General features: G+C 70.3%; 13 protein-coding genes and 2 tRNA genes. 10 read left to right on the top strand and 5 right to left on the bottom strand.

Annotation, left to right across the window (positions count from 1 at the left end; translation table 11 throughout):
* Nucleotides 1–47 precede the first annotated feature (47 nt).
* From ACHAAJ_RS13905 to ACHAAJ_RS13885, 5 genes are all read left to right on the top strand, one after another.
* Nucleotides 48–119: transfer RNA gene (locus tag ACHAAJ_RS13905), tRNA-Thr, on the top strand.
* A 69-nt stretch (nt 120–188) separates the two neighbouring features.
* A tRNA-Met gene (locus ACHAAJ_RS13900) sits at nt 189–265 on the top strand.
* A gap of 143 nt (nt 266–408) precedes the next feature.
* Nucleotides 409–1845, top strand: coding sequence for a MinD/ParA family ATP-binding protein (locus ACHAAJ_RS13895; protein WP_435728787.1), 1437 nt, complete (start codon nt 409–411; stop codon nt 1843–1845).
* 10 nt (nt 1846–1855) lie between these two features.
* Complete coding sequence (locus ACHAAJ_RS13890; protein WP_435728785.1) at nt 1856–2809, top strand: DUF2797 domain-containing protein; 954 nt, start codon at nt 1856–1858, stop codon at nt 2807–2809.
* A gap of 28 nt (nt 2810–2837) precedes the next feature.
* Nucleotides 2838–3119 carry a hypothetical protein gene (locus ACHAAJ_RS13885; RefSeq protein WP_435728783.1) on the top strand — a complete coding sequence of 94 codons (282 nt, stop codon included), beginning with the start codon at nt 2838–2840 and terminating at the stop codon, nt 3117–3119.
* 99 nt (nt 3120–3218) lie between these two features.
* Here ACHAAJ_RS13885 and ACHAAJ_RS13880 read toward each other — a convergent pair whose 3' ends face one another.
* Nucleotides 3219–4655: an APC family permease gene (locus ACHAAJ_RS13880; protein WP_435728782.1), complete on the bottom strand. Its 1437-nt coding sequence runs from the start codon at nt 4653–4655 to the stop codon at nt 3219–3221.
* A 231-nt stretch (nt 4656–4886) separates the two neighbouring features.
* Here ACHAAJ_RS13880 and ACHAAJ_RS13875 point away from each other — a divergent pair, with 231 nt between their 5' ends.
* The 5 genes from ACHAAJ_RS13875 (at nt 4887) to ACHAAJ_RS13855 (ending at nt 8412) form a co-directional block, all read left to right on the top strand.
* Nucleotides 4887–5339 (top strand): FAS1-like dehydratase domain-containing protein, encoded by a 453-nt coding sequence (locus ACHAAJ_RS13875; RefSeq protein WP_435728781.1) that lies wholly within the window; start codon nt 4887–4889, stop codon nt 5337–5339.
* A complete protein-coding gene (locus ACHAAJ_RS13870) occupies nt 5336–5782 on the top strand; it encodes a MaoC family dehydratase (protein WP_435728780.1) in 447 nt (148 codons plus the stop codon). Before ACHAAJ_RS13875 ends, ACHAAJ_RS13870 begins: the two co-directional genes overlap by 4 nt.
* A gap of 56 nt (nt 5783–5838) precedes the next feature.
* Entirely contained in the window at nt 5839–7014 is a 1176-nt protein-coding gene (locus ACHAAJ_RS13865; RefSeq protein ID WP_435728779.1) for an MFS transporter, read from the top strand.
* 10 nt (nt 7015–7024) lie between these two features.
* Entirely contained in the window at nt 7025–8125 is a 1101-nt protein-coding gene (locus ACHAAJ_RS13860; RefSeq protein ID WP_435728778.1) for a UDP-N-acetylmuramate dehydrogenase, read from the top strand.
* Between the two features lie 95 nt (nt 8126–8220).
* Complete coding sequence (locus ACHAAJ_RS13855) at nt 8221–8412, top strand: hypothetical protein (protein WP_435728777.1); 192 nt, start codon at nt 8221–8223, stop codon at nt 8410–8412.
* A 106-nt stretch (nt 8413–8518) separates the two neighbouring features.
* Here the strand turns inward: ACHAAJ_RS13855 and asd are convergent, their stop codons facing one another.
* The 4 genes from asd to ACHAAJ_RS13835 form a co-directional block, all read right to left on the bottom strand.
* Nucleotides 8519–9637 (bottom strand): aspartate-semialdehyde dehydrogenase, encoded by a 1119-nt coding sequence (gene asd, locus ACHAAJ_RS13850; RefSeq protein WP_435728776.1) that lies wholly within the window; start codon nt 9635–9637, stop codon nt 8519–8521.
* An 82-nt stretch (nt 9638–9719) separates the two neighbouring features.
* Nucleotides 9720–9959: an NF038396 family protein gene (locus ACHAAJ_RS13845; RefSeq protein WP_435728775.1), complete on the bottom strand. Its 240-nt coding sequence runs from the start codon at nt 9957–9959 to the stop codon at nt 9720–9722.
* Nucleotides 9956–10528 (bottom strand): dihydrofolate reductase, encoded by a 573-nt coding sequence (locus ACHAAJ_RS13840; RefSeq protein ID WP_435728774.1) that lies wholly within the window; start codon nt 10526–10528, stop codon nt 9956–9958. The genes ACHAAJ_RS13845 and ACHAAJ_RS13840 overlap by 4 nt, the downstream gene beginning before the upstream one ends.
* Nucleotides 10525–11328, bottom strand: a complete 804-nt coding sequence (locus tag ACHAAJ_RS13835; protein WP_435728773.1) for a thymidylate synthase — start codon at nt 11326–11328, stop codon at nt 10525–10527. Before ACHAAJ_RS13835 ends, ACHAAJ_RS13840 begins: the two co-directional genes overlap by 4 nt.
* Nucleotides 11329–11493 lie beyond the last annotated feature (165 nt).

The following is an 11493-nucleotide window of genomic DNA, read 5'->3' as shown; positions in this document are numbered from 1 at the left end:
TTCCGATTTCATTCGGCGGAAATTTGCTGGTAAAGTTTTTCTCCGTTGCCCCCCTAGCTCAGTGGTAGAGCGCGTTCTTGGTAAGAACGAGGTCACCGGATCGATTCCGGTGGGGGGCTCTGAATGACAAGGGCCCGCGTCGATGTCTCTCTCGGAGAAGATGTAGGCGCGGGTTCTTTCTCATTCGTGGCGGTGTAGCTCAGCTGGTTAGAGCGCACGACTCATAATCGTGAGGTCCCGGGATCGAGTCCCGGCACCGCTACCAACCCGATCCGCACAGGATCCCGGACCCCCGGAGGCGCAAGCCGCCGGGGGTCTTTTGCGTGGCTCGGGGCGCCGCGCCAAGCCCATAAACTGGACGGGAACATCAGCGGCGACGGGTCGAAACGCATGGGAGGACACCAGGAAATGGCAGTTGGGGTACCGAACGGAGATTTTCCGTCGAGGGCGCAGTTGCGCCGGGCCAGGGCGGCCGAGGACGCCGCGCGGCGCGAGGTGGAACTCAAGGAAGCGTCGGCCCGGCAGCCGGTGCAGGGATCCGCGGCGGAACCCGTCGAGGAACCGGGCCCCGAAGCGCCGACCGAGCCACCGGCACCCGAGACGCCCGCACCCGCGACACGGCCCGCGCCGAAGGCGGCCGCGCCGTCGTGCGCCGATCCCGGCACCGTCTTGACGCGTCCGCGCGTTCGCGCCGCGACGCAACAGGGCGCCCCGGACGCCGCCGGCGAGTTCGACGAGTTCGACGCCGTCGAGGAGAGCCGCGCGGACGACGCGGACATCGACGGAGCCCCCACGGCCACGGCCGAGGCAGAGGAGGCGCAGGCAACCGGTCCCGAAGCCGAGGCCAACACAGCGCCCGAGACCGCGACCGGGCAGATCCCCGGTACCGCTGAGTCCGACACCCTCCTGACACCGCCGAACCAGCCCCGCGAGACGTTCCTGCGTCCCGACGACGGCTCCATGCTGCCCCCGGAGCAGGGCCTGCGCGGCGTGCTCGCGGGATTCGGTGTGCCCATCGAGCCCTCCAAGCGCGAACTGCGGGAACGCAAGTGGCGCGGCGCCGTCGCGAAGCGGCTGGAGCGTCCGCGCACCATCTCCGTGGTCAACGGCAAGGGCGGCGCCAACAAGACCCCGACGGCGGTGCTCCTGTCCGCCGTCTTCGGCCGCCACAGCGGCGACCCGGTCTTGGCGTGGGACAACAACGGCACCCGCGGGACGCTGGGCTGGCGGACCGGGCAGGGCGGCCACAACGCCCACTCGATGGATCTGCTGCGCGCCGCGCCGGACCTCGAGAACGCCCGGGCGGGGGACCGGGCCGTCAACGCCTTCGTCCACTACCAGCCGGAGGACCGCTTCAGCGTCCTGCGCACCGATCCCACCCTCCTGGCCTCGGAACAGCACCTGAACGCGGGCGACTTCGACGCGCTGCACGCCACGGTCGCGCGCTTCTTCCGGCTCACCGTTGTCGACTCGGGCAACGACGAATCGGCCGAACGCTGGATGCGGATGATCGACCACACGGACCAGCTGGTCATCGCCAGCACCACCGTCGAGGAGCACGCCGAGGCCGGCGCCCTCCTGCTCGAGGGCTTGGCGCAGCGGGGAGGCCACTACGCGGAGCTCGCGCGCAACGCCGTCGTGGTGGTCAGCCAGCACCAGCAGCGCGGCAGCAACGAACAGTTGCGTCGCGTCGCGCGGGGCTTCGCCCGGCTGGCCCGCGCCGTCGTCACCGTCCCGTACGATCCGGCCCTCGTCAAGGGGCCCATCCGGTTCGACGCGCTCCGTCCGGCCACCCGCCGCGCCTGGCTCGAGGCCGCGGCGGCCGTCTCCGGCGGCCTGTCGTAGGCACCGCCCGATGACCGTCCCCGCCGCGGCGCCTCCCGGAGACCTGTTGTGCCACGGAATCCGCTGGCCCTCGTCCGACGGCGTCCCGCGGCTCGCGCTGACGACGGCGGAAGGCGAGGCGGTCGACGTTGTGCTGGAATCCGGCTCGCGGTTGGCGTTCGCCGCGGCGGAAGACCGCTGGTGCCTGGGGCACACGAAGGTGCACGGGCGCCGCGAGCGGACCGCGGTGGCGTGTCCGGATGCGGCGCGGGCCGAGCGCGGCCACCAGTGCGGGCCGTGTTTCGCGCGGGACGAGACGCGGCACATGCACGATTTCCACCGTTCGGGGATCGCCCCGGCGGGCCTGCGGGACTATCTGGCCCAGGAGCATTGGCTCTACGTGGCGAGCTTCGCGAACGGCGCGTCCAAGGTCGGGACGGCCGCCGCCGGCGGCGAGTGGCGTCGGCTCGCCGAACAGGGTGCGGTCGCCGCGACCTATGTCGCGCTGGCCGCGGACGGCGCGGCCGTGCGCGTGCTGGAGGACCTCGTCACCGCCGGGTTGGGCCTCGGGCAGTCGGTGCGCGCGTCGGCGAAGGCCTCCGGGCTCGCCGGGACGGTGTACGACGCCGGCTCGCTCGCCGCGCTGAACCGCGGCCTCGCCGAAAGGGTGCGCGAATTCCTCGGGAATGCGGACGACGCGTCCGCCGCGGACTTCGTGCCGCAGGCCAAGGAGTGGGCCGCGCCCGGCGTCGCCGCGGAACTGTTGCGGGGCTGGGACGGGGGAGCGCTCCATGCGTATCCGGGCCGGCTGGACGGCGGCGCACACGGGTTTACGGTCGTCTCGGTCCTGGGCCAGGCGCTGGAGGCGCGGCTGGACGGGAGCGCGGAGAGGTTCGTCGCCGACGCCGCGGTTTTGAAGGGGCGGCGGATGGCCTTCGGCACACACTCGACGCCGGTTCCGCTGCTGCAGGACGCGCTCTTCTGACCGCGGGGCCGCCGATAGACTGGTGGGCATGATCAGCACGCCGTGGGAAGCCGCCTCGCCCCTCTACAAGCGACTCGTCGTGGTGTCCATGACGGTCTCCGCCCTCGGCATCGTCCTCGCGATCGTCGGGGCGGTCACCGAGACACGGCCCCTGATGTACACGGCGGTGGGCATCATCATGGCCGGCCTGCTCACGCACATGGCCGGACTCATGGTCCGCGGCCGGGACGTGCGCGCCTACCGGAAGCTCAACCCGCCGACCCCGCAGCCGCCGCGGCAGCCGAAGTCCGGGAAGAAGTCCCGCACCTAGCCGCGGGGCATAGCCGACGGGCCTGTGCATTCGCCCTCCTCCGACGCGGGCGTGGAGTTATGACTTCCTGTAGTTTCCATTCTTCCCGCGCCGTAGGCACTACCGGGAGCGTTCGCGCACCCGCTGCACGACCTGCTTCTCGGCGTCTGGGCCGGCCGCGATTCCGGCCGGGACCCGGAGGAAAAGGGCGAGGCCAACCACCCACCAGAGCCCGAACAGGATCCACGGCTCGACGCCGAGCTGCGCCGGCATTCCGGGCATGTAGAGGCTGAACAGCGCCACCCCGAAGAACGCCGCGGCGATGCCGATGGCGAGCCCGCCGTTGCCGGCACCGCCGATGCGCAGCGGCCGATCCATGTTCGGTTCCCGCCGGCGCAGGACCAGGAACGACACGGCGACCAGCGTGTAGGCCAGGACGATGCTGGGGGCGCCGGAATCGACCAGCCAGATCAGCATCTCGACTCCGAAGAACGGCGCGAGGAAACTCAGGGCACCGATGAACAGCAGGGCATTGTGCGGGGTGTGGTACTTCGGGTGCAGGCGTCCGAACAACGCTGGAAGCATGCCCGCGCGAGCCAGCGAAAACATCAGCCGCGACGCGCCCAACAGCAGCGAGTTCCAGGACGTCAGGATTCCCGCGATGCCACCGGCGATCAGGACGTTGGCCATGATGTTGGAGCCGAACATGGCGCCGACGGCGTCCGCGGTGGCGATGTCCGCGGCCGCGAGGTCCCCGACGGGCATGGCGGACGACGTCGTGAGGACCACCATGACATACCAGATCGTGGCGAGGACGACGGAGACGACCACTAGCTTGCCGATCTGGCGGGCCGGGATGTTGACCTCCTCGGCGGACTGCGGAATGACGTCGAACCCGACGAACAGGAACGGCACCACCACCAGGACGGCGAAGAACCCGTTGATGCCGCCGTTGAAGAGGGGCTCCATGTTCGCGACCTCGCCGCCGGTGAAGCTTCCCAGGATCATGACCAGGCCGATGGCCAGCAGAAACAGGACCACGAACGTCTGGACCACGCTGGCCTGCTTCACGCCGCGGATGTTGATCCAGGTGACGACGACGGCGGCCAAGGCACCGACCAGCGCCCAGGTGAGGTGCACGTCGAAGCCCGCGACGGTCCAGAGCTTGACGTGGCTCAGGTTCGGCACGATGTACTCGATGGTCCGCGGCAGGGCAACCGCCTCGAAGGCGACAATCGTGATGTATCCGCCGATGATGCCCCACGATCCGATGAAGGAGGGCCGCGGGCCCATGGCGCGCATGATGTAGTTGTGCTCGCCGCCCGCCTTGGGCATCGCGGCGCAGAGCTCGGCGTAGGCGAGACCGACGACGGCCATGATGATGCCGCCGACAAGCATGGCGAGTGTGGCTCCCATGGTTCCCGCGGATTCGAGCCAGCCGCCCGTGAGGACCACCCATCCGAAGCCGATCATGGCGCCGAAGCCGAGGGCGAGGACATCGAAGCGGCCCAGCACCTTCCTCAGGGAAGGTGCTGGCGGGGTGGTGGGGAGGGCCATGGCCCCTCCTTCGGGAACGGGCGGCGCCGCCCGACGGCCGTGGCCGGCGGGCATGCTGCCGCGAATAGCGGGACCCGTAAGTTCTACCCGGTGGCGGGTCGATCGGCAAGGGACCAATGCGGATCCGATCAGGCAAGGGGTCGTACGCCCTCGGACGGGTCGGTTCCCGGGGCCCGCCGGATAAGGTGGATACTGCCGGCGGAACGTCTGCCGCACCGAGCCAGGAGTGACATGAGCATCGATCCTGCCCTGCAGGGGCGCACCTACCCCGCCGGCGAGCCCTACGTCGTCGGCCGCGAGAAGATCCGCGAGTTCGCCGCGGCGGTCAAGGCCACCCATGCCGCGCACTTCAGCCCGGAGGCGGCCGCCGAGCTGGGATACGACGACGTCGTCGCGCCCCCCACGTTCGCCATCATCGTGGCGCAGAAGGCGGACGCCCAGCTGATCTCCGACCCGGAGTCCGGGATCGATTTCTCCCGCGTCGTCCACGCGGACCAGCGCTTCACGCACCACCGGCCCATCGTGGCCGGCGACGCACTCGTCGTCGAACTGCACGTGGACCAGGTCCGCGCCATGGGCGGCGGGGCCATGATCACCACCCGCTCCGAAATCGCCAACGCGGCCGGGGAACCGGTCGCCACCACCGTTTCGTCGCTGCTTGTGCGCGGAGAGGACAAGGCATGACCGCCATCGACTTCGACACCCTGGAAACCGGGCAGTCCATCGGCACCGCCACGGTCACCGTGAACCGCGCCGACCTGGTCCGCTACGCCGGGGCCAGCGGGGACCTGAACCCCATCCACTGGAACGAACGCTTCGCCCTCGAGGTGGGCCTGCCCGGCGTCATCGCCCACGGAATGTTCACCATGGGCGCCGCCGTGCAGCTGGTCACCGACTGGGTCGGCGACCCGGCGGCGATCGTCGACTACCAGACGCGCTTCACGAAGCCGGTCCCCGTCGAGGACCCGGCCGGCTCCAACCCGACGGACGCTGCGGGCACCGAGATCGCGGTCTCCGGCGCCATCGGGAAGCTCGACGCCGAGGCGCGCACCGCGCGCGTCGACCTGACCGTCGTCGTCGGCGGGCAGAAGGTCCTGGTCAAGGCGCAGGCCGTGGTGCGCTTCTGACACCCGGCGGAATCCCGACGCGACGCGCGTCGACCACCTCGTGGCGCAACGGCGTCGTGGCCGCGTATTTCGCCTCCGGCGTCGTGGTCGCCACGCTGGTGTCGCGCCTGCCGTCCGTCCGCGACGGGCTGGGCCTCACCCACGGCCAGGTGGGCCTGCTGCTGCTGAGCCTGACGCTCGGCGCGTTCGTGAGCGTCTCCCTGTCCGGGCTGGTGGTCCTGCGCGTGGGGTCCGGCCACACCATCCGCGGCGGCGCCCTGCTGGTGTCCGTCGCGCTGGCGGCCGCCGGCATCGGAGCCGGGGAGCTCGGGAGCGTCCCGGCGACCGGATCAGCGCTTGCCCTCCTCGGCGCCGGAACCGCCTGTTGGAACGTCGCCTCCAACGTCCAGGGCGCCGCCATGGAAACGGAGCTCGGCCGGGCCATCATGCCCGTCCTGCACGGCTGCTTCAGCGTCGGGACCATCGTCGGGGCGGGCGCCGGAGCCCTGGCGTCGTGGCTGTCCGTGCCGGTCGGCTGGCACTACTCCGCGGCCGCCGCCGGCGTCGCCGCGCTGGTCCTTTGGGCCGCGCGGGCCTTCCGCGCCGACACCGGCGGCACGCCGGCCGCCGCGGCCGGCACGTCCGCCGGTTCGGGCTCGGTGATGGGCCGCACGTGGCGGGAACCGCGCACGGTGTTGCTCGGCGCCATGGTGCTGGGCATGGCACTGGCGGAGGGCGCCGCCGGGGACTGGGTGGCACTGGCGCTCGCGGACGGCTACGCGACGACCAACGCCGTCGGCGCGCTCGGCTACGGCGTGTTCGTCACCGCCATGGCCACCGCCCGGCTCGGCGGCGGACGCCTGCTCGAGCGAATCGGACCCGTGGCCGCCATGCGCGCCAGCGCCGTCGCGGCGCTCGCTGGCGTCCTCCTCTTCGTCGGCGCCGGTTCCGTGCCGCTCGCCTTCGCCGGACTGGCCTTGTGGGGACTCGGCGTCGCGCTGGTCTTCCCCGTGGCCATGACCGCCGCCTCCGACGACCCGCTCCGCGCCGCCGCGCGCGTCTCCGTCGTCTCGACGATCGGCTACGGCGCGTTCCTCTGCGGCCCGCCGCTGCTGGGGCTGCTGGCGGACCGGATCGGCCTGCTCAACGCGCTGGCGGCGCTCGCCGTCCTGGTGGTCGCCTCGTTCTTCCTCGCCGGCAACACGCGCCCGTCGGCGACCGCGGCCACGGGCGGGCACCGGGATTCCGATTAGGCTGGAGGGCGTGAGTGCCACCCTGTTGTCGTCCCTGACCACCACCGCCGTCGGTGGGCCCGCCGGCCGCTACCTCGAAGCGAGCAACGAGCGCGCCATCATCGACGCGGTCTCCGCGGCCGACGCCGCCGGCGAGGACCTGCTGATCGTCGCGGGGGGCTCCAACCTCGTGGTCGACGACGCCGGGTACCCCGGCACGGTGCTGCGCATCGCCTCGGAGGGCGTTGCCATTGACGATCCGGACGCTACCTGCGGCGGCGCGATCGTCACCGTCCAGGCCGGCCACCCCTGGGACGACGTCGTGGCGCGCACCCTCGACGCGGGCCTCGGCGGGCTGGAGGCCCTGTCAGGCATCCCCGGATCCACGGGAGCGACGCCGGTGCAGAACGTCGGCGCGTACGGCACCGACGTCTCCAAGACCATCTCCCGCGTCCGCACGTGGGACCGGACCACTGGGCGCGTGCGGAGCTTCGCGAACGCGGACCTGGGTTTCGGCTACCGCGACTCGGTCCTCAAGCGGACGACGACGAACGGCTCACCCCGGTACGTGGTCCTGACGGTGGAGTTCCAGCTGGAGCCCGGCGGACTCGGCGCGCCGGTGGCGTACGCCGAGCTCGCCAAGGCGCTTGGATGCGCGGTCGGGGACCGCGTCGAGGCCACGCGGATCCGCACCGAGGTGCTGCGGCTTCGGGCAGGCAAGGGCATGGTGCTCGATCCGGGGGACCGGGACACGTTCAGCACCGGTTCCTTCTTCACCAACCCGATCGTCTCCGCGGAGACGGCCGCGTCGCTGCCCCAGGACGCGCCGCGCTTCCCGGTTGTCGGAACCGGCGGAACCGCCGCGGCCGACGGGCTGGTCAAGCTGTCGGCGGCCTGGCTGATCGACCGCGCCGGGTTCGGCAAGGGCTTCGGGCTCCCGGGCACTCCCGGGGAAGCGTTGGCCGGGGGCCGGGCCGCGTTGTCAACGAAGCACACGCTGGCCATCGCGAACCGGGGCGAGGCAACGGCGTCGGACATTTTGGCAGTCGCGCGCGCGGTCCGCGCCGGCGTCGTGGACGCGTTCGGGATCGAGCTTCACAACGAGCCGCTGCTGATCAACTGCGCCCTATAGCGGAGGTGGGGGACCGGAGGAGCCGGCTTCGTGAGCGGACGCGAGAGCCCGCCCCGCCGTGGACAGAACGCCCTAGTGAGGTGGATCATGGGGACATGGAACACACCACGAGTCTTGAGCACGCGATGGACATGGCGCAGGGCAACCTGAAGGAAGCCAAGCGGCTGTTGGACCACGGAACCAAGGCGCATGCCGCCGGGGAGATCGACGATGCGCGGTTGCAGCAGCTCCAGCGCCTCTACGACACCGCCAACGAGGATGTCCTGCGGGTCAGGCGCGAAAACTAGAAGGTCCGCGCCGTCCGGGCAAAACGGGAAAGCCCGCGCCGCCCGTCCCCAAGGGGAGGTCGACGCGGGTCCATGCCGGTATTCGGCGCCGTGATGCCCGGTCCCGCTAGAGCCTGCCCTGCGCGATGGCCAGCATGCGGCGAAGCGGCTCGGCGGCGCCCCAGAGGAGCTGGTCGCCGACCGTGAACGCGGAGATGTACTCGGGGCCCATTTCGAGCTTGCGGATGCGGCCCACCGGGATGTCCAGGGTGCCGGAGGCGGAAACCGGGGTCAGCGCGTCGACCGTGGCCTCCTTGGTGTTCGGAACGACCTTCGCCCACTCGTTGTCGGCGTCGAGCAGTCTCTCGATCTCGGCTAGGGGGAGGTCCTCGCGCAGCTTGAGGGTGAGGGCCTGCGAGTGCGATCGCATCGCGCCGATGCGGACGCAGAGCCCGTCGACGGCGATGTGGTTGGAGTCGTCCGTGCCGAGGATCTTGTTGGTCTCGACCCCCGCCTTCCACTCCTCCTTGGACTGGCCGTTGCCGAGGTCGGCGTCGATCCACGGGATGAGGGAGCCCGCTAGCGGGACGCCGAACTGGGTCGCGTCGAGGCCGCTGCGCTGCGCGGCGAGGACCTTGTGGTCGATCTCGAGGATCGCGGACGCCGGGTCGGAGAGGTCGTCGGCGACGTGGGCATTGATGTCGCCGAACTGGGTCAGCAGTTCGCGCATGTGGCGCGCGCCGCCGCCGGAGGCCGCCTGGTAGGTCATGGCGGTGCCCCACTCGACCAGTCCGTTGCGGAACAGTCCGCCGAGGCCCATGAGCATGCAGGAGACCGTGCAGTTGCCGCCGACGAAGTCGCGGGTGCCGTTGGCCAGACCGGCGTCGATGACGTTCCGGTTGACCGGGTCCAGCACGATGATCGAGTCGTCGTTCATGCGCAGCGTCGAGGCCGCGTCGATCCAGAGGCCGTCCCAGCCGCGGGCGCGCAGATCGCCGTGCACGGCCTTGGTGTAGTCCCCGCCCTGCGCCGTGACGATGATCGGCAGCTTGGCCAACTCGTCCAGATCGTGCGCGTTCTTCAGCGCGGGGGCGCCTTCCGCGAACGCCGGGGCGGCGCCGCCGGGGTTCGAGGTGGAGAAGAACACGGGGTCGAGGTGGGCGAAGTCGCCCTCGTCCCGCATGCGCTGCATGAGGACGGAGCCGACCATGCCCCGGTAACCAACGAAACCAACTGAAGAAGTCATACCCACCATGGTAGGGCGGCGGCGCAAGGCGGGAAGAGTCGGTTACGGCCGACGGCCGGGCGTTCGGACCGGATTTCCGGGGCTATCGCCCGATGGAATCCCCGTTCAACAGGCGACGACGCCGTCCGATCGCCCAGAAGGAACCGAAGGCGAAGGCCTGCGTAATGGTGAACAACACCACAAGCCCGCCGATCGTCTGGCCCATCACGATCATCCACAGTCCCAGCGCGGCGCAGATGAGCGCCAGCATTGGAAACAGCATGAAGCCGAGCGCGAAGAGCGGCTCGGGTTTGCCGGTCAGTTCCCTGAGTGCTTCTTTCACGGTGTCTTCTCCCAAAGCTCGAAGCGGTATTCCAGCCCGGTCGACGACGTCAGCCAGCCCTCGCCGGGATCGGACATGGTCTTGCGCCAGGTCTGGCCCAGGCTCGGGGCGTGCGTGTCGCCGTCGATGGCCGAGTTGATGACGGTGACGACGGCGGTGTCGGCGAGGGGTTCGCACGCCTCGTACACCTTGCCTCCGCCACAGACCCAGATCTCCTCGGCGCCGTCGGCGGTGCGCGCGGTTTCGAGGGCTTCCTCGGGGGAATGCACGACGGCGCCGCCCGCCCCGCGCACGTCGGCGGAGGTTCCGGCGTCGGAAGTCAGGACGATGTTGGTGCGTCCGGCGAAGGGGCGGAAGCGCGGCGGGATGGACTCCCAGGTGCGCCGGCCCATGACGACGGGATGGCCCATGGTGGTCCGCTTGAAGTGCGCCATGTCCTCGGGCAAATGCCAAGGCATGGTGCCGTTGTTGCCGATGGTTCCGTCGATGGTCTGTGCCCAGACCATGCCGATCCGTGGCTCTCGTTCCGGGCGCGCGGAGTGGCCCGGGCCGGTAAGTTGTTCGCTCATACGGCGATCGGGGCTTTGATCGCGGGGTGGTGGCGGTAGCCGAGGACCTCGAAGTCCTCAAGCGTGTAGTCGAAGATGCTCTCCGGGACGCGCGCGATCGCCAGCCGGGGGTACTCGTAGGGGTCGCGCGAGAGCTGCTCGGCGACCTGGTCCACGTGGTTGTCGTAGATGTGAACGTCGCCGCCGGTCCAGACGAATTCGCCGACCTCTAGCCCCGTCTGCTGCGCCACCATGTGGGTCAGCAGGGCGTAGGAGGCGATGTTGAAGGGGACGCCGAGGAACATGTCGGCGCTGCGCTGGTACAGCTGGCAGGAGAGCTTGCCGTCGGCGACGTAGAACTGGAAGAAGGCATGGCACGGGGGCAGAGCCATGTTGTGCAGCTCGGAGACGTTCCAGGCGGAGACGATGTGCCGGCGCGAGTCCGGGTTGGACTTGATGGACTCGACGACCTGGGCGATCTGGTCGATGTGTCCGCCGTCCGGCGTGGGCCACGAGCGCCACTGGACGCCGTAGACCGGGCCGAGCTCTCCGGCGTCGTCCGCCCATTCGTTCCAGATCGTGACGCCCTGCTCGCGCAGCCAGGAGACGTTGGAATCGCCGCGCAGGAACCACAGGAGCTCGAGTGCCACCGATTTGAAGTGGACGCGCTTGGTGGTGATCAGGGGGAACGATTCGGCGAGGTCGAAGCGCAGTTGGCGCCCGAAAACGCTGCGCGTTCCGGTGCCGGTGCGGTCCGATTTCGTGGTGCCGTTGGCCAGCACGTCGCGGAGGAGATCCTCGTACGGGGTCGCAATAGTCACCGAGCCAGTCTAGCCGTCGTCCCCTGTGGCCCAGTCCAACCGTCGGCGCACGAGGGCGATGACCTCCGCGTCGGAGACGCTCAGCTCACGGGCGGCGAGACGGTCCGATGAGTTCACGCAGCGGATAGCGATCTAGAACGGTGGTTCGTCGTCGTTGACGGCGCT

It is taken from the genome of Arthrobacter arnarulunnguaqae (assembly GCF_051262515.1).
Classification (GTDB): domain Bacteria; phylum Actinomycetota; class Actinomycetes; order Actinomycetales; family Micrococcaceae; genus Arthrobacter_N.
This window is presented reverse-complemented; position numbering and strand designations above follow the sequence as displayed.

What these genes read in the sequence shown, in the direction of transcription:
- ACHAAJ_RS13895 (WP_435728787.1), top strand. Translation starts at nt 409, where the DNA reads ATGGCAGTTGGGGTACCGAACGGAGATTTTCCGTCGAGGGCGCAGTTG.
- ACHAAJ_RS13890 (WP_435728785.1), top strand. Translation starts at nt 1,856, where the DNA reads ATGACCGTCCCCGCCGCGGCGCCTCCCGGAGACCTGTTGTGCCACGGA.
- ACHAAJ_RS13885 (WP_435728783.1), top strand. Translation starts at nt 2,838, where the DNA reads ATGATCAGCACGCCGTGGGAAGCCGCCTCGCCCCTCTACAAGCGACTC.
- ACHAAJ_RS13880 (WP_435728782.1), bottom strand. Translation starts at nt 4,655, where the DNA reads ATGGCCCTCCCCACCACCCCGCCAGCACCTTCCCTGAGGAAGGTGCTG.
- ACHAAJ_RS13875 (WP_435728781.1), top strand. Translation starts at nt 4,887, where the DNA reads ATGAGCATCGATCCTGCCCTGCAGGGGCGCACCTACCCCGCCGGCGAG.
- ACHAAJ_RS13870 (WP_435728780.1), top strand. Translation starts at nt 5,336, where the DNA reads ATGACCGCCATCGACTTCGACACCCTGGAAACCGGGCAGTCCATCGGC.
- ACHAAJ_RS13855 (WP_435728777.1), top strand. Translation starts at nt 8,221, where the DNA reads ATGGAACACACCACGAGTCTTGAGCACGCGATGGACATGGCGCAGGGC.
- asd (WP_435728776.1), bottom strand. Translation starts at nt 9,637, where the DNA reads ATGACTTCTTCAGTTGGTTTCGTTGGTTACCGGGGCATGGTCGGCTCC.
- ACHAAJ_RS13840 (WP_435728774.1), bottom strand. Translation starts at nt 10,528, where the DNA reads ATGAGCGAACAACTTACCGGCCCGGGCCACTCCGCGCGCCCGGAACGA.